Annotated in this window: 24 protein-coding genes, 2 tRNA genes and 1 pseudogene; 13 read left to right on the top strand and 14 right to left on the bottom strand. The window is 73.2% G+C overall.

Annotation, left to right across the window (positions count from 1 at the left end; all coding sequences use genetic code 11):
• Nucleotides 1–230: 230 nt before the first annotated feature.
• The 3 genes from BLU55_RS14310 to BLU55_RS14320 all read right to left on the bottom strand — a co-directional run bounded on the left by BLU55_RS14310 (nt 231) and on the right by BLU55_RS14320 (nt 2,308).
• Nucleotides 231–1,154, bottom strand: coding sequence for a Panacea domain-containing protein (locus BLU55_RS14310; RefSeq protein WP_091730980.1), 924 nt, complete (start codon nt 1,152–1,154; stop codon nt 231–233).
• Nucleotides 1,151–1,957: a hypothetical protein gene (locus BLU55_RS14315; RefSeq protein ID WP_157682890.1), complete on the bottom strand. Its 807-nt coding sequence runs from the start codon at nt 1,955–1,957 to the stop codon at nt 1,151–1,153. The genes BLU55_RS14310 and BLU55_RS14315 overlap by 4 nt, the downstream gene beginning before the upstream one ends.
• Before the next feature lie 267 nt (nt 1,958–2,224).
• Nucleotides 2,225–2,308 (bottom strand) — tRNA-Leu (locus tag BLU55_RS14320).
• A 179-nt stretch (nt 2,309–2,487) separates the two neighbouring features.
• Here BLU55_RS14320 and BLU55_RS14325 point away from each other — a divergent pair.
• The 7 genes from BLU55_RS14325 to pknB are packed head-to-tail and all read left to right on the top strand — an operon-like array spanning nt 2,488 to nt 11,187.
• Nucleotides 2,488–3,207, top strand: a complete 720-nt coding sequence (locus BLU55_RS14325; protein ID WP_091730985.1) for an FhaA domain-containing protein — start codon at nt 2,488–2,490, stop codon at nt 3,205–3,207.
• Nucleotides 3,208–3,214: 7 nt separating this feature from the next.
• Nucleotides 3,215–3,703 (top strand): FHA domain-containing protein FhaB/FipA, encoded by a 489-nt coding sequence (locus BLU55_RS14330; RefSeq protein WP_091730988.1) that lies wholly within the window; start codon nt 3,215–3,217, stop codon nt 3,701–3,703.
• Between the two features lie 19 nt (nt 3,704–3,722).
• Complete coding sequence (locus BLU55_RS14335; protein WP_091730990.1) at nt 3,723–5,207, top strand: PP2C family protein-serine/threonine phosphatase; 1,485 nt, start codon at nt 3,723–3,725, stop codon at nt 5,205–5,207.
• On the top strand, nt 5,204–6,607 hold the full coding sequence (locus BLU55_RS14340; RefSeq protein ID WP_091733955.1) for an FtsW/RodA/SpoVE family cell cycle protein: 1,404 nt from the start codon (nt 5,204–5,206) through the stop codon (nt 6,605–6,607). The genes BLU55_RS14335 and BLU55_RS14340 overlap by 4 nt, the downstream gene beginning before the upstream one ends.
• Nucleotides 6,604–8,097 carry a peptidoglycan D,D-transpeptidase FtsI family protein gene (locus tag BLU55_RS14345; protein ID WP_091730993.1) on the top strand — a complete coding sequence of 498 codons (1,494 nt, stop codon included), beginning with the start codon at nt 6,604–6,606 and terminating at the stop codon, nt 8,095–8,097. The genes BLU55_RS14340 and BLU55_RS14345 overlap by 4 nt, the downstream gene beginning before the upstream one ends.
• Nucleotides 8,094–9,428 carry a protein kinase domain-containing protein gene (locus BLU55_RS19795; RefSeq protein ID WP_231916885.1) on the top strand — a complete coding sequence of 445 codons (1,335 nt, stop codon included), beginning with the start codon at nt 8,094–8,096 and terminating at the stop codon, nt 9,426–9,428. The genes BLU55_RS14345 and BLU55_RS19795 overlap by 4 nt, the downstream gene beginning before the upstream one ends.
• 4 nt (nt 9,429–9,432) lie before the next feature.
• Nucleotides 9,433–11,187 (top strand): Stk1 family PASTA domain-containing Ser/Thr kinase, encoded by a 1,755-nt coding sequence (pknB, locus tag BLU55_RS14355; RefSeq protein ID WP_091730995.1) that lies wholly within the window; start codon nt 9,433–9,435, stop codon nt 11,185–11,187.
• A gap of 21 nt (nt 11,188–11,208) precedes the next feature.
• Here the strand turns inward: pknB and BLU55_RS20195 are convergent.
• Nucleotides 11,209–11,697, bottom strand: a pseudogene (locus BLU55_RS20195) (DUF881 domain-containing protein); the annotation flags it as partial.
• A 383-nt stretch (nt 11,698–12,080) separates the two neighbouring features.
• On the opposite strand from BLU55_RS20195, the gene BLU55_RS14365 reads away from it, so the two are divergent.
• Nucleotides 12,081–12,554, top strand: coding sequence for a cell division protein CrgA (locus BLU55_RS14365; protein WP_231916886.1), 474 nt, complete (start codon nt 12,081–12,083; stop codon nt 12,552–12,554).
• A 248-nt stretch (nt 12,555–12,802) separates the two neighbouring features.
• On the opposite strand, the gene BLU55_RS14370 is transcribed toward BLU55_RS14365, so the two are convergent.
• Together BLU55_RS14370 and BLU55_RS14375 are read right to left on the bottom strand one after the other, a co-directional pair.
• The gene (locus BLU55_RS14370) at nt 12,803–13,687 is read right to left on the bottom strand and encodes a rhomboid family intramembrane serine protease (protein ID WP_157682891.1); all 885 of its coding nucleotides are present in this window, start codon (nt 13,685–13,687) and stop codon (nt 12,803–12,805) included.
• Nucleotides 13,684–14,199: a peptidylprolyl isomerase gene (locus BLU55_RS14375; RefSeq protein ID WP_091731000.1), complete on the bottom strand. Its 516-nt coding sequence runs from the start codon at nt 14,197–14,199 to the stop codon at nt 13,684–13,686. Before BLU55_RS14375 ends, BLU55_RS14370 begins: the two co-directional genes overlap by 4 nt.
• Nucleotides 14,200–14,415: 216 nt before the next feature.
• Here BLU55_RS14375 and BLU55_RS14380 point away from each other — a divergent pair, with 216 nt between their 5' ends.
• The gene (locus BLU55_RS14380; RefSeq protein WP_091731003.1) at nt 14,416–15,072 is read left to right on the top strand and encodes a hypothetical protein; all 657 of its coding nucleotides are present in this window, start codon (nt 14,416–14,418) and stop codon (nt 15,070–15,072) included.
• Between the two features lie 42 nt (nt 15,073–15,114).
• On the opposite strand, the gene BLU55_RS14385 is transcribed toward BLU55_RS14380, so the two are convergent.
• Complete coding sequence (locus tag BLU55_RS14385; RefSeq protein WP_197681001.1) at nt 15,115–15,543, bottom strand: DUF3817 domain-containing protein; 429 nt, start codon at nt 15,541–15,543, stop codon at nt 15,115–15,117.
• Entirely contained in the window at nt 15,540–16,283 is a 744-nt protein-coding gene (locus BLU55_RS14390; protein WP_091731005.1) for an SURF1 family protein, read from the bottom strand. Before BLU55_RS14390 ends, BLU55_RS14385 begins: the two co-directional genes overlap by 4 nt.
• A gap of 293 nt (nt 16,284–16,576) precedes the next feature.
• Between BLU55_RS14390 and BLU55_RS14395 the strand changes: the two genes are divergently transcribed.
• Nucleotides 16,577–17,155 carry a TMEM165/GDT1 family protein gene (locus BLU55_RS14395; RefSeq protein ID WP_091731008.1) on the top strand — a complete coding sequence of 193 codons (579 nt, stop codon included), beginning with the start codon at nt 16,577–16,579 and terminating at the stop codon, nt 17,153–17,155.
• On the opposite strand, the gene BLU55_RS14400 is transcribed toward BLU55_RS14395, so the two are convergent.
• Together BLU55_RS14400 and BLU55_RS14405 are read right to left on the bottom strand one after the other, a co-directional pair.
• The gene (locus BLU55_RS14400) at nt 17,127–18,308 is read right to left on the bottom strand and encodes a glycosyltransferase (protein ID WP_091731011.1); all 1,182 of its coding nucleotides are present in this window, start codon (nt 18,306–18,308) and stop codon (nt 17,127–17,129) included. The two genes, BLU55_RS14395 and BLU55_RS14400, sit on opposite strands and share 29 nt — an antisense overlap.
• A complete protein-coding gene (locus tag BLU55_RS14405; protein ID WP_091731013.1) occupies nt 18,305–19,957 on the bottom strand; it encodes a hypothetical protein in 1,653 nt (550 codons plus the stop codon). Before BLU55_RS14405 ends, BLU55_RS14400 begins: the two co-directional genes overlap by 4 nt.
• A 92-nt stretch (nt 19,958–20,049) precedes the next feature.
• On the opposite strand from BLU55_RS14405, the gene BLU55_RS14410 reads away from it, so the two are divergent.
• The 3 genes from BLU55_RS14410 to BLU55_RS14420 all read left to right on the top strand — a co-directional run bounded on the left by BLU55_RS14410 (nt 20,050) and on the right by BLU55_RS14420 (nt 22,651).
• Nucleotides 20,050–20,712 carry a response regulator transcription factor gene (locus BLU55_RS14410; protein WP_091731016.1) on the top strand — a complete coding sequence of 221 codons (663 nt, stop codon included), beginning with the start codon at nt 20,050–20,052 and terminating at the stop codon, nt 20,710–20,712.
• Nucleotides 20,709–22,049, top strand: coding sequence for a sensor histidine kinase (locus tag BLU55_RS14415; RefSeq protein WP_091731018.1), 1,341 nt, complete (start codon nt 20,709–20,711; stop codon nt 22,047–22,049). The genes BLU55_RS14410 and BLU55_RS14415 overlap by 4 nt, the downstream gene beginning before the upstream one ends.
• A gap of 83 nt (nt 22,050–22,132) precedes the next feature.
• Nucleotides 22,133–22,651 carry a hypothetical protein gene (locus tag BLU55_RS14420; RefSeq protein WP_091731021.1) on the top strand — a complete coding sequence of 173 codons (519 nt, stop codon included), beginning with the start codon at nt 22,133–22,135 and terminating at the stop codon, nt 22,649–22,651.
• A 3-nt stretch (nt 22,652–22,654) separates the two neighbouring features.
• Here the strand turns inward: BLU55_RS14420 and BLU55_RS14425 are convergent, their stop codons facing one another.
• From BLU55_RS14425 to BLU55_RS14435, 4 genes are all read right to left on the bottom strand, one after another.
• Nucleotides 22,655–23,146, bottom strand: a complete 492-nt coding sequence (locus BLU55_RS14425; protein WP_091731023.1) for a GNAT family N-acetyltransferase — start codon at nt 23,144–23,146, stop codon at nt 22,655–22,657.
• Nucleotide 23,147: 1 nt separating this feature from the next.
• A tRNA-Ala gene (locus BLU55_RS14430) sits at nt 23,148–23,223 on the bottom strand.
• Nucleotides 23,224–23,243: 20 nt separating this feature from the next.
• Nucleotides 23,244–23,369: a DLW-39 family protein gene (locus BLU55_RS19950; RefSeq protein WP_231916887.1), complete on the bottom strand. Its 126-nt coding sequence runs from the start codon at nt 23,367–23,369 to the stop codon at nt 23,244–23,246.
• 27 nt (nt 23,370–23,396) lie between these two features.
• Nucleotides 23,397–23,870: a MarR family winged helix-turn-helix transcriptional regulator gene (locus BLU55_RS14435; protein ID WP_231916888.1), complete on the bottom strand. Its 474-nt coding sequence runs from the start codon at nt 23,868–23,870 to the stop codon at nt 23,397–23,399.
• Nucleotides 23,871–23,920: the final 50 nt, after the last annotated feature.

The following is a 23,920-nucleotide window of genomic DNA, read 5'->3' on the forward strand; positions in this document are numbered from 1 at the left end:
CAGACTGCCGTGCCGGGGCCGCAGTCCGTCTCCCCTGAACCAGCGGCACACGTGAGGTCGGCAGTGACCCAGCGGCGCGCGGTGCACCGAGACGCGGTGAAGTTGCGGGGCCGCGGCTACGGAGTGTCGGGTGCGGCTGGCCGCTCCGCCGCCGAGCCGGGTTGCATGGCGCGCTGGTCGTGTCCTCGGAGGTGAGGTGTGCGCCCCATGATGCCCAGGCCGGTCGTGAACTAACCCACGGTTGCGTCTCTCACCTCGACAACGAAGCGGTCACCCTCAGATCGAGCGGTGAGCTCGAACAGCATCTCGAACGGCACGCTCACCCACTGAACCTGGTCGTTCCATTCGGGATCACGTGAGACGAGGCCGACCAGCTCATCTGCGATCGTGTCGACGTCCGCGTGAGAGACGAACCCCTCCACCGAAACGCTGACTTGGGTCCGCACCAGGAGCGTCCCATCGGGGCCGATGGAGACGTCGAGGTCGTAGTCGGAGTCGACCGATTCGATGCTCGGGTCTTCGATCCTTGACTGCACGGCCTCCCCCGCCTGCCCGGGTGGTTCATACCCGAGCAGCGCAACGATCGCGGCCTCGACACTCCCGCGCAGGGCGGCAAGGCGAGCGTCGGTCAGGTCCACCGCGGTGCGTACGCCGACCTTGTGGAGCGGCTGAGCGGGGCTGGTGGCGTTCGCCTCTCGAGCGAGCGCCACTAGGTCGAGGGTTGCGTACCGCTGTTGCGACTTAATCGGGTATGTCGCGTAGACATAGTCGATGAACTGCCCGAAGTAGAGCCGTCTCGTCTGGTCCATGACTCGGTCGAGTACTGCCCGCTCGTCTGCAGCCAGTGACGCGAGCAGTGGCTCCGGTTGTGTGGTCGTGATCCTGGTCTTCGGAGATCCGAACGCGTTGGTTTCCGAGACCACCTTGAAGTGGGGGTCTCGTTGAGCTGTCTCGACGATGTCGGGGACCCAGGGTCCGTAGTGGTTGAAGATCCAACGCACGGGGGTGAGCTGGCGGTCGAGCACGCGGGCAGCCTCCCAGTCGGCCAGGTAGACCAGCTTGGTGAGGCGTGCGTTCGACAACTCTTCTGGGTGTGGGTAATTGACGCACAGATAGGCCATGGCCGCACTCAGTGCATCTGCAGTTGCGTTCATGGGCCCTCCTCCTGCTCAGCCTCGGGCGCTTGGGCGAGTACTTCAAGGATGTCTCGGACGGTGCGTCGCTCGTCATCGCGATGCAATAGATCAGCCAAGGCGTCGAGTCGGGTGGTGCCGGCCTCCACGCTCTCCAACACGATGACACCGAGCACGTCGACGTCGGAGGAATCCAGGAGCGGGATGACCCGATACTCAGTGCTGCGCATGCTGAGGTCGGAAGCCTGGCCGATGTTGATGCGCCCCTCCTTCTTCTGCCACTTGTCGTAGCTGGGCTCAACATCCGCGTCGTAGGACTGGCTGACGACCTTGCGGCTGGCGACAGCTCGACCCATCAGTCCGAAGTCGGCGGCGTAGTAGCGCGTGTTCACCTCTTTGCGCGTTCGATCATGGCAGTGCCGACCGACAACGCGTAGACGCTCGCCGCACAGCAACCACGTGACGCGTTCGTCCTCGGTGAGCTCGCACTGGTCGTACTGGCGCTGAATAAATCGTTCCACAAGTCGCTGAAACGACTCACGAGACTGCAATTGGCCGGCGCGCAGGACCTCTATCTCTGCGCGCTTGCCGAAGACGTCGGCTCGAGCGGCGTCCCGTTCGAGGCGGAGCGTCTTCACGCGAGCGTCTCGCCGGCTGCCGGCCCAAGCTGTGAATGCGATGATGCCGACACCCAGGACGGGTAACGCGACGTTGCCCCATGCCCACCCGTACGGCAAGGCAGTGAAGCCGACGACCGCACCACCGCCGGCCGTGCCGACGGGCCACACCCATGGCTTGTCGACTGCGGCGACCCGACCCTTCACCCAACCGGCCGCTCGTGTAAGCCGCGGAGGTCGATCGCGACCAGTCACGGTGGTCGTCTCGTGCCCGCCAAGGTCGGCTGGGTCGGACGCTGCGCCCACTCGGGTCGCCGACGCACGCGGTTCCGGTGCGGCCACACGCACCCCCGAGAAGTCAGTCCTCCGTGCCGACGGGCACCTACTTGCACGAAACGGCATGGCCCCCACAGTGGGAGTCATGCCGCCTCATACCTACCTGATGTAGCCACTGGGGAGAACCCCAGTTTCAAGTGCGCGAGGGGGGAGTTGAACCCCCACGCCCTTTCGGGCACACGGACCTGAACCGTGCGCGTCTGCCTATTCCGCCACTCGCGCGTGTTGAGCAAGAGGAGGTTATCCCACCCCGGTCCGGCGCCCCAAACCGGGCACCCCGCGCCCGGGCCCCAGGACCGCCCGCGGGCGCACCTGCCGCCCGCTACCATCGCCACTCAGCCTCGCCGGACCGGCACGCCCGGACGACCGCGCACGACACCGCACCCCGAGAGGAGACCGCCGTGGGCCGCTTCGCCCAGTTCGAGAACCGCCTCGAGCAGATGGTCTCCGGGGTCTTCGCCCGCACCTTCCGCAGCGCCGTGCAGCCGGTCGAGATCGCCTCGGCGCTCGCCCGCGAGGTCGACAACTCCGCCCAGATCCTCAGCCGCGACCGCCGCCTGGTGCCCAACGACTTCCACGTCGAGCTCTCCCAGCCGGACCACGAGCGGCTCACCGGGCTCGGCCCCCAGCTGACCACCGAGCTGACCGAGATGCTGCGCGACCACGCCTCCGAGCAGTCCTACGTCTTCACCGGCCCCGTCACGATCGCGCTGGAGTCCAGCGACGACCTCACCACCGGCCGCTTCCGCGTCCGCAGCGCGGCCGTCGCGCGGACCCGGGTCAGCGGCGGCGATCCCACCGACACGGCCGTCCGCCGCGCCACCGCCGCCCTGCTCCACCACGGCGAGGTGCTCCCGCTGGCCCCGCCCGGCATCCTCATCGGCCGCGGCAACGACGCCGACCTGCGCATCGACGACCCCGGCGTCTCGCGCCGCCACGCCGAGATCCGGGTCGAGCACCCCCAGGTGCCCGGCGACGAGCCCCGGGTCACGCTCATCGACCTCGGCTCCACCAACGGTGTGTCGGTCGACGGCAAGCGCGTCGAGCAGGCCAGGCTCGTCGACGGTGCCACCATCAAGATCGGCACCACCACCCTGACCCTGCGTCTGCGACAAGGATGAGCGCCGCGTGTCCGAGCTGACCCTCGTCCTGATCAGGTTCGCCTACCTCGCGATCCTGTGGATCCTGGTGCTCTCGTGCATCTCGGTGATCCGCTCCGACATGTTCGGCGCCCGCGCCGCCAAGGAGTCGGTGCGCGGCGGCGGGTCCCGCCCCCGCCAGGAGCGCCGGTCCAAGCCGGCCAAGCCCGCCAAGCCGCGCCGTGGCGAGCCCACCCAGGTGGTCATCCTCGACGGCAGCAACCAGGGCGACGTGATCCCGCTGTCCCAGGCGCCGCTGCTCATCGGCCGCGGCACCGACGCCGCGATCCGCCTCGACGACGACTACGTCTCGACCCGCCACGCACGCATCGCCAGCTCCGGCGACCAGTGGTACGTCGAGGACCTCGGCTCGACCAACGGCACCTACCTCGGCAGCAGCCGCATCACCCAGCCGACCGCGATCCAGCTCGGCACCCAGGTGCGCATCGGCAAGACGACCCTGGAGCTGCGCAAGTGAGCGGCGAGACGAGCGGCGCATGAGACTGCGCTACGCAGCGCTGTCCGACGTCGGCCGGGTCCGGCGCGACAACCAGGACTCCGGGTACGCCGGACCCCACCTGCTCGTCATCGCCGACGGGGTGGGCGGGTCCGCGCGCGGCGACGTCGCCAGCGCCGAGACCGTCGAGGTGCTGCGCCGCCTCGACGAGCCGCCCGGCAACGACGTCCTCGGCGCCCTCGCCGGCGCCATCCACCTCAGCCACGACCGGATCGCCCAGCTCGTGGCCGAGGACTCCGAGCTCGAGGGCACCAGCACGACGGTGACCGCCCTGGTCTTCGACGGCCAGCGCATCGGCGTGGGCCACGTGGGCGACAGCCGCGGCTACCTGCTGCGCGACGGCACCCTGTCGCAGCTGACGACCGACCACACCTTCGTGCAGAGCCTGGTCGACGAGGGCCGGATCACCGAGGACGAGGCGCGCGTCCACCCCCACCGCAACCTGATCCTGCGCGCCGTCGACGGCGTCCACGAGCCGGAGCCCGACGTCTTCACCCTCGAGGTGGCGCTGGGCGACCGCATCCTGCTGTGCTCCGACGGCGCCTCCGGCTCGCTCACCGACGCCCAGCTCGCCCGGATCCTGGCCGAGGGCAGCCCCGACCACGCCGCCGTCACGCTGGTGACCTCGGCCCTGGAGGCCGGCAGCAGCGACAACGTCACCGTCGTGGTGGCCGACCTCGTCGGCGACGACGAGGTCGACGACGAGGAGACGAGCGCGGCCGCGCTCACCGGACCGATGCTCGTGGGGGCCGCCGCCGAGGGCGCCCGCGCCCGGTCGCCCCGCGGGTCGGCCGCCGGCGGACGCGTCCGCGACACCGGTGAGCTCGCCCCGGTCGGGGACGGCCACGACGGGTCGGCCTCCGCGGGCGGCGGGCGCGGCGCCGGGGACGGCGCCGACCTCGACCCCGAGGAGGCCCGCTACGCCCCGCAGCCGCCGCGCCGCTTCGGGCTGCTGCGCCGCAGCCTGGTGCTGCTCGTGCTCCTGGTGGCGGTCGCGGTGATCGCGGTCGCGGCGTACCGCTGGAGCCAGGACCAGTACTACGTCGGCGACGACGGCGAGACGGTCGCGGTCTTCCGCGGCATCGAGGCCGACATCCCCGGCCTGACGACCCACCGGGTCGAGGAGCCGAGCTCGCTGCGGCTCGACGACCTGCCCGACGCCTACGCCCGCGAGGTCACCAACGGCATCAGCGCCAGCAGCCTGGCCGACGCCCGCACCATCGTGGCCCGCCTCGAGCGCCGCGCCCTGTGCCCGGACCCGACCTCCTCGGCCTCGCCCAGCGCGTCGCCCAGTGGGACGGCCAGTGGGACGGCCAGCCCGTCCGCCAGCCCGTCGCGCACCCCCGGCAGCACCTCGACCCGGACCCCCGGCTCCACCGGCAGCCGCACCGCCAGCCCGTCGGCCAGCCCGTCGTCCAGCGCGAGCACCGGCACCACGGGCGCCCCCTGCACGGAGGCCCCGTGAGCAGCCCGCTCCCCGGCCCCCGGACCCAGGGCGGCTTCGTCCACCGGCGGCGGCGCGGGGCCGAGCTGGTGCTGCTGCTGCTCAGCCTCGTGGTCGGCGTCGGGGCGTACGCCGCGGTCGGCCTCGGCGTCGACGGCGAGGTCCCGGTCGACCTGCTGACCCACGGGCTGTGGCTCACGGCGCTGCTGCTCGGCTGCCACGTCGTGCTGCGCCGGTTCGCGGCGTACGCCGACCCGGTGCTGCTGCCCATCGTCGGGGCGCTCAACGGGCTCGGCCTGGCGATGATCCACCGCATCGACCTCGGCCGACAGGTCCGCAACCCCGAGGCGCAGGCCTTCGCCGGCACCCAGCTGATCTGGATGACGCTCGGTGTGCTGCTGTTCGCCACCGTGCTGGTCGTGCTGCGCGACCACCGCCGGCTGCAGGCCTTCACCTACACCTCGGGCCTGGGCGCGATCGTGCTGCTGCTCCTGCCGCTCGTGCCGGGCCTGGGCCGCACCATCAACGGCTCCCGGATCTGGATCGGCATCGGCCCGCTCAGCTTCCAGCCGGGCGAGGTCGCCAAGCTGCTGCTCGTGGTCGCCTTCGCCGGCTACCTCGTGCTGCACCGCGACGCCCTGGCGCTGGCCGGTCGCCGGCTGCTGTTCGTCGACCTGCCGCGCGGCCGCGACCTGGGCCCGGTGCTGGCGATGTGGCTGCTCTCCCTGGGCATCCTGGTCTTCCAGCGCGACCTCGGGTCCTCGCTGCTGTTCTTCGGCCTGTTCCTGGTGATGCTCTACGTCGCGACCGAGCGGCCGGGCTGGCTGGTCGTGGGCGGTGCGATGTTCGTCGTCGGCGCCTACCTCGGCTACCTCGCGCTGGGCCACGTGCAGACCCGCGTCGAGGCCTGGCTGCACCCCTTCGACCCCGACGTCAACGCCTACCAGCTGGTCCAGGGCCTCTACGGCATGGGCTGGGGCGGCTTGGTCGGCCGCGGGCTGGGCCAGGGCCAGCCGCAGATCACGCCGCTGGGCTTCTCCGACTTCATCATCGCCTCGATGGGCGAGGAGCTCGGGCTGACCGGCGTGATGGCGATCATCCTGCTCTACGGCATCCTCGTCGAGCGCGCGCTGCGCACCGCGCTGATCTGCCGCGACAACTTCGGCAAGCTGATGGCGACCGGCCTGGCCGTGGTCTTCTCGCTCCAGGTGTTCGTCGTCATCGGCGGCGTCACCAAGCTGATCCCGCTGACCGGCCTCACCACGCCGTTCCTGTCCCAGGGCGGCTCCAGCCTGGTCGCCAACTGGGCGATCGTGGCGCTGCTGCTCCGGATCTCCGACCAGGCCCGCCGCCCCCCGCCCGAGCTGCTCGTCTCCGACGACAGCGACAGCGACGCGACCCAGGTGGTGAACCTGCGATGAACCGCCCCATCCGCAACTGCGCGGTCGGCTGCCTGCTGCTCTTCCTGGCGCTGCTCGCCAACGCCACCTACGTGCAGTACTGGCAGGCCGACGACCTCACCTCGCTGTCCCAGCACCCCGACAACATCCGGGTCCGCGACGCGGAGTTCTCCCGCGAGCGCGGCTCGATCCTGGTCCGGGGCCGGGCGGTCGCGCAGAGCAACCCCTCCGACGACAGCTACCAGTTCCAGCGGGAGTACCCCCAGGCCGCGCGCTACGCCCACCTGACCGGCTACTTCACGCGCGACTTCGGCCTCGGCGGCGTCGAGGCGACCCAGAACTCCATCCTCTCGGGCAGCGACTCGAAGCTCTTCGTCAACCGGGTCGTCGACCTCGCCGACAACGAGACCCCCAAGGGCGGCAGCGTCACCCTGACGATCGACCCGCAGGCGCAGCAGGCGGCGTACGACGGGCTCCGGGCGCTCGGCGACTCCGTCCAGGGCGCGGTCGTGGCCATCGAGCCGCGGACCGGCAAGATCCTCGCGATGGTCTCCAACCCGACCTTCAACCCCAACCGCCTGGCCAGCCACGACTTCCAGGCAGCCGGGCGCTACAAGGACCAGCTGCTCTCCTCGGGGGGCGCCTCGCCGCTGAACAACAAGGCGATCGAGGAGGTGCTGCCCCCGGGCTCCACCTTCAAGCTCGTCACCGCGGCCGCGGCGCTGGAGTCCGGCGACTACGACCCCGACACCCAGGTGCCCGGCGGGGCCCGCCTCGACCTGCCGCAGACCAGCACCGACCTCGTCAACGAGAGCGGCGGCTCCTGCGGTGGCGACACCATCACCCTGACCCGGGCCCTCGAGGTGTCCTGCAACGTCTCCTTCGGCGCGGTGGGGCTCGACCTCGGCGCCGACGCGCTGCGCACCCAGGCCGAGAAGTTCGGCTTCGGCACCCGCACCTTCGAGGACCTCGACGACGCGCTCACCCGCCAGGCGGTCAGCCGGTTCCCCGAGGACCCCGACAAGCCGCAGACGGCGCTCTCGGCCATCGGCCAGTTCGACGTCGCCGCGACCCCGCTGCAGATGGCGATGGTCACCGCCGGCATCGCCAACGACGGCACCGTGATGAAGCCCTACCTGGTCGACGAGACGCTCTCGCCCAAGCTGGAGACGCTGGAGAAGACCGAGCCCGAGTCGATGCCCGACCAGCCGGCGATGAGCTCCTCGGCCGCCCGCGACCTGCGCCAGATGATGGTCTCGGTCGTCGACCAGGGCACCGGCACCACCGCCCAGATCCCCGGCGTCCAGGTCGGCGGCAAGACCGGCACGGCCCAGAGCTCGCCCGAGCGGCCGCCGTACGCCTGGTTCGTGTCGTTCGCCCCCGCCGAGACCCCCTCGGTGGCCGTGGCGGTGCTGGTGCAGGACGCCGGCGTCGAGCGCGACCAGATCTCCGGGAGCGGGCTGGCCGCCCCCATCGCCAAGTCGGTCATGGAGGCGGTGATCGGGCGGTGACCGCTGCCGCCCCCGAGCGGTACACCCGCCGGCGCCTGATCGCCTCCGGCGGGATGGGCGAGGTCTGGGAGGCCCGCGACACCCTCCTGGGCCGCGACGTGGCGGTCAAGGTGCTGCGCCGCGAGCTGGCCGACGACGCCGGCTTCCGGGCGCGCTTCAGCGCCGAGGCCCGGCACGCGGCCGGGCTGCAGCACCCCGGCATCGCGGCGGTGTACGACGTCGGCGTGCCGACCGACGGGCAGCCGCCGTACCTCGTGATGGAGCTGGTCGACGGCCGACCGCTGTCGGACCTGCTCGCCGGCGACCGCGCCCTCGACCCGGAGCAGACCCGGCGCCTGGCGCTCCAGGTCGCCCGGGCCCTCGGCGTCGCCCACCGGGCGGGCGTGGTGCACCGCGACGTCAAGCCGGCCAACCTGCTCGTGATGCCCACCGGCCAGGTCAAGATCACCGACTTCGGCATCGCCCGCGCCGCCGGGGACGCCTCGCTGACGCAGACCGGGCAGATCGTCGGCTCGCCCCACTACCTCTCCCCCGAGCAGGCCCGGGGCGAGGCCTCGACCCCGGCCAGCGACGTCTACGCCCTGGGCGTGGTGCTCTTCGAGTGCCTCAGCGGCCGGCGCCCCTTCGGTGCGGAGACCGCCGTCGCCACGGCCCTGGCCCACCTGCGCGACGAGGTGCCCCCGCTGCCCGACGGCCTGCCCGAGGACCTGGTGCGGATCACCCGGCGCGCCCTGGCCAAGGACCCCGCCGAGCGCTACCCCGACGGCGACGCGCTGGCCGAGGCCCTCGACGGCCGCGACGACGCGACCGTGGCCGCTCCCGTCCCGCCCGCCGACGCCACCCGGGTGCTGCCCGCGGCCACCCGGGTCGCCCCCGCCGTGCCGGCGGCCACCCGCGTCGCCCCCGCCGCGGCAGCCGGACTGTCCGGCTCCGGCGCCCGCGGCGCGCGCCCGTCGGCCGCCCTGCTCGTCGGCCTCCTGCTCGGCGCCGCGGTCGTGGTCGGCCTGCTCGTCGCGCGCCCCTGGGAGGACGCCGACACTGCTGGGACCCCCGCCGAGCGGTCGCCGGGCCCGACCTCCCGGACCAGCGCGACCTCCGACCCGACCCCGACCGAGGCGGCCAGCCCGGCCGACACCCCCTCGCAGACCCCGGAGCCCAGCCCCGACAGCTCCCCGGAGAGCACCCCCACCGACACCCCCAGCGAGGCCGCGCCCTCCGACGTCGTGCCCAGCGACGCGGTGCCGACCGACGCGCTCCCGCCCGGCCAGCAGAAGAAGGCCGACAAGACCGATGACCCCGGCGCCCGCGACTCGGGACCGAAGGGAGACTGAAGCGATGACGCAACCGCACCGCATCGGCGGCCGCTACGAGATCGGGGAGCTCCTCGGCCGCGGCGGCATGGCCGAGGTCCGCAAGGGCACCGACATCCGGCTCGGGCGCACCGTGGCGGTCAAGCGGCTGCGCACCGACCTGGCCAGCGACTCCACCTTCCAGGCGCGGTTCCGCCGCGAGGCGCAGTCGGCCGCCTCGCTCAACGACCCCTCGATCGTGTCGGTCTACGACACCGGCGAGGAGATGGCCACCGACGGCAGCAACGTCGCCCAGCCCTACATCGTCATGGAGTACGTCGCCGGCCGCACCCTGCGCGACGTCATCCGCGACGGCCGCAAGATCCTGCCCGAGCGGGCCCTCGAGATCACCTCGGGCGTGCTGCGGGCGCTGGACTACAGCCACCGGGCCGGGATCATCCACCGCGACATCAAGCCCGGCAACGTGATGCTGACGCCCGCCGGCAACGTCAAGGTCATGGACTTCGGCATCGCCCGGGCGGTCTCCGACGCGTCCAGCACGATGACCCAGACCGCCGCCGTGGTCGGCACGGCGCAGTACCTCTCCCCCGAGCAGGCCCGGGGCGAGACGGTGGACTCGCGCTCCGACGTCTACTCGACCGGCTGCCTGCTCTACGAGCTCCTCACCGGCCGTCCCCCCTTCGTCGGCGACAGCCCGGTGTCGGTGGCCTACCAGCACGTCCGCGAGCCGGCCCAGCCGCCGTCGAGCCTCGACGAGGACCTCACCCCCGAGATCGACGCCATCGTGATGAAGGCGCTGGCCAAGGACGTCGACGAGCGCTACGCCAGCGCGGCGGCGATGAAGCAGGACATCGACAACTACCTCGCCGGCCGCCCGGTCCAGGCGCCCGCCGTGGTGCCGGCCCCCGCGACCACGTTCCTGCCGCCCAGCGACCCCACCCGCGTCACCCCGGTGGCCCAGCACGCCGCCGAGGACGACGACCCGCCCCGCAAGCGCCGTGGCCTGCTGGTCCTCCTCGCGCTGCTCGTGCTCGCCCTGGTCGCGGCCGCCCTGGTCTTCCTGCCCCGGCTGCTCGACACCGGGGCCCAGCAGGTGCAGGTGCCGAGCGTGACCGGCATGACCCGGGCGCAGGCCGAGCGGACCATCCAGGCCCAGGGCCTGGAGGTCGGCGAGGTCACCGAGTCGGAGAACGACCAGGTGGCGCGCAACCGGGTCATCTCCCAGAGCCCGCAGGCCGGCGACCCCGCCGACGCCGGGTCCGCCGTCGACTACGAGGTCTCCCTCGGCCCGCCCGACCTGACGCTGCCCGACGTGGTCGGCGACGACAAGGACTCCGCGGCCGCCACCCTGCGCCAGGAGGGGGTCCGCGTCGTGCTCAGCGAGCGCAACGCCGACGACCCCACCGACCAGGTGGTCGAGATGCAGCCGCCGGCCGGCACCGACGTCGCGCCGGGCTCGCGGGTGACGCTGTTCTGGTCCGACGGGCCCGAGCAGGTGCCCGACGTGGTGGGCCGCACCGAGGCCGAGGCGCGTCGGCTCATCGAGGCCGCCGGCTTCCGGGTCAGTCGCGTCACCGACTCCAACCCGACCGACCAGGAGCCGGGCACCGTGCTGCAGCAGAGCCCCGAGGCCGGCCAGACCAACGACGCCGGCAGCACCGTGACGATCGTGGTCTCGACGTACGAGCCCCCGAGCGAGGAGCCCTCGCCCACCGAGGAGCCCAGCGCGTCGCCCACCGAGGAGCCCAGCGCCAGCCCGAGCGCGAGCCCCTCGCCCTAGCGGACCAGCCGGCGGGACGCCCTAGGAGCGGGGGGCGTCCTGCTCCGGAGCGACGGCGCGGGCGTAGCGCAGCTCGGTGCCGCCGTCGTACGCCGGGAGCGTGGCCGACGCCTCGGTCCTCACGTCGTAGCCGAGGTCGTAGGCCTCGGTGTAGGTCCGGTAGCCGTCGATGTAGTCGCTGCGGTCGAGCGCCTCGAGCAGGTCGGAGGTGTCGCCGACGGCGGTGATGACGTACGGCGGGGCGTAGGGCACGCCGTGCAGCACGACGGTGTTGCCGACGCACTTGATGCCGGTCGTGCTGATGACCCGCTGGTCCTGCAGCGTCATCGCCTCGGCTCCCCCGCCCCACAGGGCGTTGACGACGGCCTGGATGTCCTGCTGGTGGACGAGCAGCTCCTCGGTGTCGACCTCGCCCTTCTCGACCGCGCGGGCGATGACGTCCTTGGGCGCGTCCTCGAGCGTGACGGTGACGGCGGGCCCGCGGACCGCGGCGAACCCGGCGGGCTCGCGCAGCTGGGCCACCTGGCGCTGCAGCCTGCGGACCTGCGCGTCGCCGACGTCGCGTCCGAGGGAGTCGACCTCGGCGGTGAGGTCGGCGACCCGCGCCCGCAGGTCGTCGGTGCGGTCGCTCTCCTGCCGCACGACGGTGTCGAGGTCGCTGACGCTGGAGGCCCGCAGGTCGAGGCCGTCGGCGTCCAGCGAGCTGGTCACGAACAGGGTGCCGGCCACCACGAACACCCCGACCGCGGCGATCCGCCAGGCGGGCGGCAGCCCGAGCGGTGCGCGGCCTCGAGGACGCGAGGGGGCATCGGGCACAGGTCGGCTCTCCGGGACGGGGACGTCGTGACTACGCTAGCCGACCAGGTCGTACGCCGCTGACGAGGAGCTCACCCGTGTCCAAGCCCACCGCCCGCCAGACGAAGCTCACGGTCAGTGGCTACCAGACCTCTGTCGTGCGGACCGCGCTCGCGGTGCTGCTGGTCGTCGCGGGCATCGTCTGGATGGCCGTCTACGTCAACGTCGCCAAGGACGCGGCCGACTTCGTGTCGTTCCCCGGCGCCAAGAAGCCCTCCGACCCGCTGCCGTGGATGTCGGACCTGGGCCGCTGGAACTTCGCCATCGGCTTCGGTGCGATCTTCCTCGGCCTGGTCGTCGCGGCCCACCGCCTGACCCCCCTCGGCCGCGGCCGCGGCGTCGTGGTCGGCATGCTCGGCTGCTTCCTCGTTGGCCTGGTCTGGATCGTCGTCTTCTACTTCATCGGCCAGGGCGGCCCGGTCCCTGTGATGAAGGACCTCGACCAGTACAACCTGCTCGTCGGCATCGGCTTCATGGCCGTGGGGTTCACCTACGCCACCAAGTGGGAGTAGTTCCCCCGCCCCGACTTACACCGCTGTAGTTCTCCACAGGGTTGTCCCCAGGTGTGGACAACTTTCTGGGGTGGCGGGGGCTCCCGATCGGGGCAGTTTCCCCGGTCGACCGGGGAAACTGCCCGCGGAAAGGGGCACAACGGTCATCGCCGGGCAGTTTCACCCGTCCGGTCCGCCCGATTTCGTACGTCGGGTCAGCGCGACGGGCGGGCGCCCCGCAGGACGCCCGCCCGGACGAGCAGCTGCGCTCAGCCCCCGAGGGCGAGCGAGCGGGCCACGATCAGCACCAGCGCGGCCGCCAGGACCAGGCCGGTGACGCTCCACTGGACCAGCGAGCGGTGCGAGCGCGGGGCGTAGACCATCGCCGCCCCGATCACGGCGCCCCCGACGAGGCCGCCGAGGTGGCCCTGCCAGGAGATGCCGGGCAGCGTGAACGTGATGACCAGGTTGAGGCCGATCCACACGAACACCTGCTGCGCCTGGCCCTGCACCTTGAGCGCGATCACCGCCAGCGCACCCATGAGCCCGAAGATCGCCCCGGAGGCGCCGAGGGTCTGGCCGTTGGGCGAGGAGAACAGCATCACCGCGGCCGACCCGGCGAGCGCCGAGACCAGGTAGAGCGCCAGGAAGCGGACCCGCCCCAGGACGTTCTCCAGGGTGGGGCCGAGGAAGTACAGCGCCAGCATGTTGAACCCGATGTGGAGCAGGCTCACGTGGGTGAACGCCGAGGTCAGCAGCTGCCAGTAGGCGCCGTCGGAGACGCCGCGGATCAGCGTCAGCGACCCGTCGGTGCCCATCCGGGTGGCCGAGCGCGGCAGCAGCGCCAGCACGTCGAGCAGCCGGCTGGACCCACCGCCGGTCGCGGCGATGGCCAGCCAGACCAGCGCGTTGATCCCGATCAGCACGAAGCTGGTCAGGCGCGGGTCGCCGGACCGCTGCCCGCCGTACGGCGTGACGAGCTGGCGCGTGGTCCGCGCCCCCTCGGCCACGCACTCGGGACACTGGAAGCCCACCGACGCCGAGCGCATGCAGTCCGGGCAGATCGGCCGGTCGCAGCGCTGGCAGCGGATGTAGGTCTCCCGGCCCTGGTGCCGGAAGCAGGTCGGCGGCGCCTCCGGGACGCCCGAGGTCACGGCCGCTCGATCTCCACCGACTCGATGACCACGGCGTCGACGGGACGGTCGCCGGCACCCGTGCGGGTGGTGGCGATGGCGTCCACGACGTCGCGGCTGGCCTGGTCGGCCACCTCGCCGAAGATCGTGTGGCGACGGTTGAGGTGCGGCGTCGGGGTGACGGTGACGAAGAACTGCGAGCCGTTGGTGCCCGGGCCGGCGTTGGCCATCGCGAGCAGGTAGGGGCGGTCGAACTGCAGCTCGGGGTGGAACTCGTCCTTGAACTTGTAGCCCGGGCCACCGGTGCCGGTGCCCAGCGGGCAACCGCCCTGGATCATGAAGCCGTCGATGACGCGGTGGAAGCCGAGGCCGTCGTAGAACGGGACACCCGAGCGGCCGGCGTCGTCCTTGTAGTCCTTGGTCCCCTCGGCGAGGCCGGTGAAGTTCTCCACGGTCGCGGGCGCGTGGTCAGGGAACAGGTTGATGACGATGTCGCCACGGTTGGTCTTGAGCGTGGCCTTGAGGTCGGACATGGGTGCCTTTCACGGGTCGGACAGGGACCGTACGCCGGGCGTACGTCGCCACCGATCCTCCCACGTGGCCCCAGCCGGGGCCCCGCAGTGGCCCCGGCAGCGGCGCCGAGCAGGCGTGGACGAGCGGGCTCGGGGTACACCAGGCATGATCGACGCACCACCACGCCTGTGCACAGCAGGCGACGAGCAGTGACGAGAGAGGGAGCTGTCCGACCCATGTTCACCACGAAGAGCCGCAAGGAGAAGTTCGTCGAGCAGGCACAGGACCTGGCTCACGACCTCACCGACGCCATCGCCCCCCGAGTCGAGAAGGCCCGGGACGAGATCGCCCCGCTGCTCGCCGGTGCGGGTGCGGCCGGCGCCAGCCGCCTGGCCGACGCGCGCGACGCCCTCGCCCCCAAGGTCGCCGACGCCCGCGACGCCGGCATCAGCCGTCTCGCCGACGCTCGCGACACCGTGAGCCCCCGCGTGGAGGACCTGCGCGACCGGGTCGTCTCCAACGTCCACCAGGTCGTCAGCGACGCCCGCGAGCAGGCGGCCTCCGCTGCCGGCGAGGCCGACCGCCGTCGCGAGCTCGCCGCCGCCGCCCTGCGCGGCGAGGACGTCAAGAAGAGCAGCAAGGGCCGCAAGCTGCTGCTCGTCGTGGTGCTCGCCGGCGCCGGTGCCCTCGTGGCGAAGAAGCTGGCCGGCGGTGGCACCGAGAACAACTGGCAGTCGTCCTACACCCCGACCCCGGCCCCGACGTCCGCGCCGACGCCCTCCTCGGCGCCCGCGTCGACCCCGGCTGCCGGCACCGCCACGCACCCGGTCACCACGCCCACCGACCCGGCCGAGACCGTGGACGTGTCGGACCGCGAGGACCCCAAGGTCTGAGCGTCCCCCGACGACCAGCCCCGGCCGGTCCGCTCCCCGCTGCTAGCGGTGGGACGGGCCGGCCGTCGCCGTCTGCGCCCCGGCGTCGCCACGGTCGAGCTGGGCCCGCACCCGCGCGGTCGCGCGGCGCTCGGCCCAGAAGCTGAGGATCGGCACGGTGCCGCACAGGAGCGTGACCAGGGTGAAGCCGATGGGCCAGCGTGCCTGCCGCGAGAGCAGGAAGGCCATCACCAGGAAGATCATGTAGAGCCAGCCGTGCGCCACGCCCAGCACCGAGGTGATGAACTCACCCACCGCGTGGGGGGTGCTGCCCACGGTGAACCACACGGGCGTGCTGGGGAACACGCCCCACATGCCGGTGCCGTCGAAGTTGGCCAGCGGCACCCCGACGAGGATCAGCACGATCAGCAGCACGCCGACGATCGTGGCCATCACCTGGTAGCGCGCCAGCGCCTTCGAGAGGTCCTTCACGCCGCCGACGCTACCTGCTGCTCGGTCGTGCGCCGCTCGAGGCTGTCACGGCACCAGCGCTGCCAGACGTAGACCACGAAGACGCCGAAGATCCACCACTGGAAGGCGTAGAGCAGGTTGCGCAGCGAGGTCAGCGAGGAGACCTCCGGGATCTGCTCGGGGCGCACGCCGTCCAGGCCGGTCGTGCCCGACGAGGCGTCGCGGGCGACCACGAACGCGCTGTAGAGGTCCGCGTCGACGAACTGCGTGACGCTGGCGATGCGCATCTCGGGGATGACGTCGTCACCCGGGTCGGGATCGGGCTGGTTGGAGCCCTCGGAGGGCTGCAGCCAGCCGGTCAGCTCGACGGACCCCGACACCGGAGCCGCCTCGGGGCGCGGCGACCAGCCGCGGACCACCGGCACGACGCTGCCCCCGCCGCCGTCGACCGCCACGGGGGTCATCACCCAGTAGCCGTCCCGGCCGTCGTGGGGCCGGTCGGAGACGAACAGGGTGCTGCCGGGGACCCAGCGACCGCTCAGGCTGACCGGCTGGCCGACGTACTGCCCGGGGAAGGGGTCGTCGCCGCCCAGGGCGGAGGTGAGCGCGATCGCGGGCCGCTGGGTCAGGTCGCGCGCCTCGGCGGCGCGGGCGGACTCCCAGGCCGAGAGCTGCCACAGGCCCAGCAGGATCGTCGCCGCCAGCGCCACCAGCATCAGCAGGTGGGCACCCCAGTAGCGGGGGTGCAGCAGGGCGGACACGGTCCCAGGCTACGGACCCGCTGCGCGCCCACCCGACTCGCCCGACCCGACCGGTCGGGCTGGGTCGGGTGGTGTTGGCCGGTCCGGCTAGGGTGGGCGTCGCCGAGAGGGAGTAGTCCCCAACGGCCGTGTCGACACACTGGGCCCCGGGCCCCGGCACGGCAGGCCACCGGAAGGTGGCGGACGAGACTTTCGACCAGTTCGCACCTGTCGACCACACGTGCGCACCTGGTCGGGGGTGCGTCCGCACAGCGTCGCTCTTCTCGCCCTGGTGCGCGAGAAGGAGCCCCTCCATGTACGCCTTCCTGCTGTCCACCGCGGTCATCTTCGTGGCCGAGCTCGGGGACAAGTCCCAGCTCATGGCGATGACGTTCGCCACCCGCTACCGCGCCCGCGACGTCCTCATCGGCATCGCCGCGGCCACGGCGATCGTCCACCTGGCCTCGGTGGGGATCGGCTACTGGATCGGCGACGCCTTCGCCGAGAGCCAGGACACCATCGCGATCATCGCCGGCATCGCCTTCCTCGTCTTCGCGGCCTGGACCCTGCGCGGCGACGAGCTCAGCGAGGACGAGGCCAACAAGGCCACGACCGCCACGGGCGCGGCCATCCTCGCCGTCGGCGTGGCGTTCTTCCTCGCCGAGCTGGGCGACAAGACCATGCTCGCCACCATCACGCTGGCCACCCGCGAGGGCTGGTTCGGCACCTGGATCGGCAGCACCGTCGGGATGGTCGCCGCCGACGCGCTCGCCATCGGCGTCGGCGCGGTCCTGGGCAAGCACCTGCCGGAGAAGTTCGTCAAGTGGGCCGCGGCCGTCGCCTTCCTCGTCTTCGGCCTCGTGCTCATCGCGCAGGGACTCGGCTGGTTCTAGCCGACCCGTGCACGTCCCGGCTCCCGGCCTCCCGGGAGCCGGGGCCGCGGAAGACCAGCCACCGGTAGGTCCAGTAGCGGAACGCCGTGCCGAGGGCGAGGCCCACGACGTTGGCCGAGACGTTGTCGGCCACCCGGCTGGTCAGGCCGAGCACGTCGTGGCTGACCCACAGGCAGGCCACGGAGAACCCGAGCCCGATCGCGTTGAGCACCACGAAGGTCGCCACCTGGCCGAGCGTGGCCCGGGTCTGTCCCCGCCACGTCACCAGGGCGTTGCCCAGGTAGGTCACCACCATCGCCGCGGCCACGGCGATCGCCTTGACCGCCGTCGGGCCCCAGGTGTCGAACGGCGCCAGGCCCCACAGCAGGTTGAAGACGGCGACGTCCACGACGTACCCCGCCCCTCCGACGGCCAGGAAGGTCGCGACCTCCCGGTGCCGCGCGCCCGGGGCGGTCACCTCGCGCCAGCGCCAGACCAGCACCCGCGCGAGCGCCTCCACCACGACGGCACCCGACATCTTCGAGGTGCCGGCCGTGCGGTCGGTGAAGGTGATGGGGACCTCGCGCACCCGCAGGCCGCGCCGCTCGGCCCTCCAGGTGTTCTCCACCTGGAAGCAGTAGCCGTTGGACCTCGACCCCAGCACCCCGATCGCCTGCAGCGCGGCCGCCCGGAAGGCCTTGAAGCCGGCCGTGGTGTCGTGGGTGTGCAGGCCGAGCACGATCCGGACGTAGAGGTTGCCCGCCCACGACAGCAGCCGGCGGTGCCACGACCAGTCGCGCACGCCGCCGCGCGGCACGTAGCGAGAGCCCACCGCGACGTCGGCCTCGAGCAGCATCTCGAGCAGCGCCGGGACCCGCTCCACGGGGTGGGAGCCGTCGGCGTCCATCTGGACGACGTGGTCGTAGCCGTGGTCCAGCGCCCAGGCGAAGCCCGCGCGGTAGGCCCCGCCCAGGCCGTCCTTGACCCGGCGCTCGAGCAGGAACACCTGCCGGGCGAAGCGCGCGTCGTCGCGCACCACGCCGGCGGTGCCGTCGGGACTGGAGTCGTCGACGACCAGCACGTCGGCGTCGGGCACCACCTCGGCGAGGCGGTGCAGGAGCGTCCCGATCGTGTCGCGCTCGTCGTACGTCGGGACCACCACGAGGGTGCTCATCGGGCCTCCTGGGCGGGTGGGGGGTCGAACCGGGCCGCGAGCCGCGGGTCCGGGCGCACGACGCCGTCGTGCAGGAAGACGGTGTGGCCGGCCCGGGTGGTGAGCACCGGGTGGTAGTCGTCGCGCAGCGCCTCCCGCAGCGGGCCGGGGTCGACGCCGGGGAGCGAGCGGCGGCTCCAGGCCACCACCCACGTCGGCCCGTCCGGGCCGCGCAGGGTGCGCACCAGCCGGTGCAGCTGCGGGTCGAGGGTGCGCGTGGGCAGCGCCCACAGGTAGGGGTACGGCGAGACCAGGCCGGTCGCGCGGGTCACGTCGGCGTGCCCCCACAGGGTCACCACGGTGTCACCGGGGCGGGCGGCCGCTCCCACGGCCCGCCCGAGCGGCACGCCGCTGTCGGTGGTCGGCATCGAGGCGCCCGAGGCGACGCTCGCCGTCACCACCAGAGCGGAGACCGCGACCCAGGCCACGGCCACGCCGGCCAGCGCCCGGTGGCGGACGGCGACCAGGCCGGTGGCCACGCTCAGCGGGACGACCAGCTGCACCAGGTAGTGCAGCCAGTAGCTGCCGCCCAGCGCGATCGACGCGACGTCGTACGCCCCGACCAGGGCCAGGCCCACCAGCACCGTGCCGACCGACGCCGGCTGCGACGACGGGACGACGCGACCGGGGCCGCGGCGCCCGCGACGGTGGACGTGGCGGGCGCCGCCCCAGGCCGCGAGCAGGGCCAGCGCCACCATGCCGGTCGCCGTCGCCGCCTGGAGGAGCAGCTCCGAGCGGGCCAGGGCGTGCAGGCTCGCGTTGCCGGCCAGGACGGCGCCGGCCTCGACCCGGAAGGGGTACATCGCGAACCACACGCCGCCCAGGCTGGTGCCGTGGGCCACGGTCCACCCGGCCAGCAGCAGGCCCGTCGCGAGGGCACCGGCCGCCATCGCGGCGAGCGTGCGGGTCACGAACGCCGGTCCCCGGTGCCGCACCGTCAGCACCAGGACCACGAGCGCCAGGACGCCGACGTCGGCCATGTTCTGCTTGACCATCACGGCGCAGACGGCCGCGGCGCCCGCGACCAGGCCGGCCACCAGCCGGTGGGTGCGGCCGCCCCCGCGCACCGACTCCACGACGGCGGCGACGCCGACCGCGACGAAGGGCGCGGCCACCAGCTCGCCGTTGGTGGGCAGGCTGCCGGCCAGCGGGTTGCCGAGCAGCAGCGCCGCGACGACCGCCGACCAGACCCCGGCCGCGGGTCGGCCGGTGACGACGCGGGAGGTGCGCGCCACCGCCAGCACCACGACCACCGCGGCGAGCACGCCGACCAGGCGGAGCGGGACCGCCCCGCCCAGGCGGTCGGCCAGGCCGAAGACCGTCACCAGCAGCGGGGGCCGGTCGACCCAGTAGCGGCCGTAGAGCGAGGAGTCCGCGGCGGGTCCGTGCCCCAGCCACTGGCCGCCGACGGTCATGAAGCCCGACTCGTCGGGCGTCAGCGGGCGGTCGAGGAAGGGCAGGCGGAGCAGCACCACCGCGAGCGCGGCGGAGGCGACCCCGGCCCGTGCCGGCCACGTCCGGGCGGTGTCCCGATCAGGGGTGGACCGGTCCGTGCCTCCCGTCGTGCCGGCGCGGGTGGGGACCGCGGGATCACGGACCAGGGTCGCCATGACCTCGACTGTGCCCGCGAGAACCTGCCGGGCACCTGACCGACGATGGCCATCGGGCGACATCTGGACCACGGGCACGAGAAGATCGGGTCATGGCCACCATCGGGATCTGCGAGGACGACGCCGCCGTGCGCCGCGTGCTCGCCGAGGCGCTGCGCCTCGCCGACCACGACGTCGTCGCGGTGCGCAACGGTCACGAGGCGCTCGCGCGCTTCGGGGCGTCCGGGAGCGTCGACGCCATGGTGATCGACATCGGCCTGCCCGACGCCGACGGCCGCGACGTCTGCCAGGCGCTGCGGGCCGGGGGCCAGCACGCCCCCGTGCTGTTCCTCACCGCCCTCGACGCCGTCCACGACCGGATCTCGGGCTTCCACGCGGGCGGTGACGACTACGTCGGCAAGCCGTTCAGCGTCACCGAGATCCTGGTGCGCATCGACGCCCTGCTCAAGCGCACCCGCCCGGCCCCGCAGGAGATCACCGGCCTGGTGCTCGACCCGGAGCGGTTCTCGGTGCGCTCCCCGACCGGCGAGGCGTCGCTGACCCCGACGGAGTTCCGACTGCTGGCGGCCCTGGCCGCGAGCCCGGGTGCCGTCGTGCGCCGTCGCGCCGTGGTCGCCGCCGCCTGGCCCGACGGCGCCATGGTCAGCGAGAACACCATCGACTCCTACATCCGGCGGATCCGCGTCAAGCTCGAGGCGGTCGCTTCGCCGGCGGAGCTGGTGACCGTGCGCGGGGTGGGGTACTCCCTGCGGTGAACGCCACCTTCCGGCCCTCCCAGTGGGGCCTGCGGCGGCGCCTGGTGTGGTCCAGCGCGCTGCTGAGCATGGTCGCGCTCGCGCTCATGGGGGGCGTGGTCCTGGTGATCGCGCTGCGGCTCAACCAGGGCCGGATCCAGGCCACCCTCGAGAACCGGCTGGCCACCACCCAGTCCCGGCTCACCCTGGCCGACGACGGCCGGCTGCGGCTGACGCGCGGCGACAGCGACGACGTCACCACAGGGGTGTGGGTCTACGACGCCGACGGCGCCCTGCTCTCCGGCCCGCCGAGCGGCGACGCGGTGGTGCGGGTCGTCGAGGGCCTCTCGCGGGTGGCGGTCGAGACGACGTACCAGCGCGGGGAACGGCACTACCTCGCCGAGCCCGTCGACCTGGCCGGCGGGAGCGAGCGCGACGGCGTGGTGGTGGCCTCGGTGAGCGAGCAGGCCTACGAGCAGGCCAACGCCGTGCTCGCGGGCGGGCTCGCGGCGCTGGTGGTCGTGGTCGGCGCCGGCACCGCGGCGGTCACCGCCTGGACCGTGGGCCGCACCCTGCGACCCGTGCAGCAGATGACCGACCTCGCGCGGGAGTGGAGCGAGCACGACCTCGAGGCACGCTTCGACCTCGCCCCCGGCTCCGACGAGCTGACCCGGCTGGGCGACACCCTCGACGAGCTGCTCGGCCGCGTGGCGCAGGCGATCCGCGCCGAGCAGCGGCTGACCTCCGAGCTCGCGCACGAGCTGCGCACGCCGCTGACCAGCATCCGCGCCGAGGCCGAGCTGGGACTCGTGGGCGCCCGCGACGACGCCTCGCGCGAGCGGCTGCAGCGGGTCGTGGCGCAGGTCGACCGGCTCAGCGCCACCATCACGGCCCTGCTCGACCTGGCCCGCGGGACCACCGACGACGGCGGTGGCGCCGGTGGCACCCGGGTCGCCCCGGTGGTCGACTCCCTGGTCGCCGGCGCGCCGGGGTCCGACGGCGACGCCGACGTGGTCGTCTCGCTCGACGACGCGCTGCTGGTCAGCGCCCCGCCCGAGCTGCTGGCCCGCGTGCTGGCCCCGCTCGTCGACAACGCGCGACGCCACGCCACCCACCTGGTGGGCGTGTCCGGACGGCAGGACGGCCGCGAGGTCGTGCTGCGGGTCGAGGACGACGGTCCCGGCGTCACCCCCGGCAGCGAGGAGCGGGTCTTCGAGGCCGGCCACCGCGACCCCGGCTCTCCCGGCGCCGGGCTCGGCCTCCCCCTGGCGCGCCGTGTCGCGGCCTCCCTGGGCGGCTCGGTCCGGGTCGCCTCGCTGCACGCCCCGACGGCGTTCGAGGTGCGGCTGCCCCGCTGAGGGCGCCGGTCAGGTCGGCGGCAGGTCGGTCGTCACAGGGTGGGCCCGTGCCCACGACCGTGTCCCGGTGGCTGCCTCCGAGGGTGAGTGCGCCGAAGGTCGCCCGACCGACGCCGTGGGCGGCCCCGACGCTGCTGCTCACCTGGCTGCTGGGCTCGGTCGTGGCGCACTGGGTGGCCGGTGACCTGGGCTACGGCCGCGGCGCCGCGGCGTACCTGCTGGGGGTGGTGGTGCTCGCCGCCCTCGCCCTGGAGCTGGGCCTCGACCACTACGTGACCCTGGCCTTCTGGGGCGTGCTGCTGGCCGGTGCGGCCGCGGCGCCGCTGGTGGGCGAGGAGGTGGTCGACCTGCTGGGCCGACCACTCACCCTCGTGCTGCTCGCCCTCGGGCTGGGCGCGTGGGCCTGGCGGGCGCTGCCGCACCTGTGGCCGGTGACGACCGTGCGGCGCGAGGTCGGCTGGTGGGTCGGCCCGGGCCTGGCGCTGCTGCTCGTCTCGGCCCTGGGGGTCGGCGGAGCGGCAGTCGCGCCCGTGGTCCTGCTCGGCCTGTGGCTGGCGTGCGTCGCGGTGCTGTGGACGACCGGTGTCGACCGCCCCCGCTGATGCTCAGCCGACGGGGCGGCGCATCCACTGGTGGGCGATGCCGTCCTCGTCGTACACCTCGCCGACGGGCTCGAAGCCCAGGCTGGCGTAGAAGGGCACCAGGTGGGCCTGACCGCCCAGCTCGACCGCACGACCGGGGTGCTCGCGGGCGCACACCTCCAGCGCCCGCTCCACGAGGCGCCGGCCGAGCTGCTGGCCCCGCGCGGCACCGGTCACGATAACCCGCCCGATGCGCGGGGCGTCGTGCTCGGCGTCGGGCCCCAGCACGCGGGCGTACGCCGCCAGCCCGGCCCCCGACCCGATCTCGGTCTCGGCCAGCAGGTGGACCGTGCCCTCGAGCAGGTCCTGCCCGTCGACGTCCTGGTAGGCGCAGTCCTGCTCGACCACGAACACGGCCGAGCGCAGCTTCAGCACGTCGTGCAGCGTGCGGACGTCCAGCTCCCCGGCCGGGACCTCGCGCCAGGTGGGTGGGGTCAGCGGCGGCGGGGCGTTCATCTGGTGGAGCCTAGGGGACTCGAACCCCTAACCCCCTGCTTGCAAAGCAGGTGCGCTACCAATTGCGCCAAGGCCCCGTGGTGCGTCGTGCGGACCCTCAGGCCTTGCGGACCGGGTCGGTGGCCTCGCGCCACAGCGCCTGCTCCTGCTTGCCCTCGTCGATCTTGCGCTTGGCGAGCAGGGCACCCCCGGCGGTGAGGGCGAGGAGCACGAACTTCTTCATGGGTGGACCTCCGGATCGACGACCGGGTCAGCCTAGACGACCCGTGAGCCGGCGCATCACCTTGGTCGTGACGCCCGCCAGGGTGGCCAGCTCGTCGGGGGTGAGGTCGTCGAAGACCAGCTCGCGCACCTCCCGCGCGTGGTCCGGCGCTGCGGCGGCGATGACCGCGCGGCCGCGCGGCGTCAGCACCACGAACCAGCCCCGGCCGTCGTCGTCGCACTCCTCCCGCTCGACCAGCCCGCGGGCCTGCATCCGCTTCACGTGGTGCGACAGCCGGGAGCGCTCCCACTGCAGGGCGTCGGCCAGCGCGGAGACCCGCACCCGGCCCTGCGGGTGGTCGCTCAGCTGCACCAGCACGTCGAAGTCGGGCAGCGAGAGGCCCGAGTCGGCCTGCAGCTGGCGGTTGAGGGCCGCCGGCAGGGCGGCGGTGACGGCGAGCCACTGGCGCCACACCCGCTGCTGGTCCTCCCCCAGCCAGGGGGTCTCGTCGGTGGTCGTCACGGGGCGATCGTACCCGGATGGGTGACGCATCACCTAGCTGCGTGCTAGCC

It is taken from the genome of Nocardioides scoriae, from assembly GCF_900104965.1.
Classification (GTDB): Bacteria; Actinomycetota; Actinomycetes; order Propionibacteriales; family Nocardioidaceae; genus Marmoricola; species Marmoricola scoriae.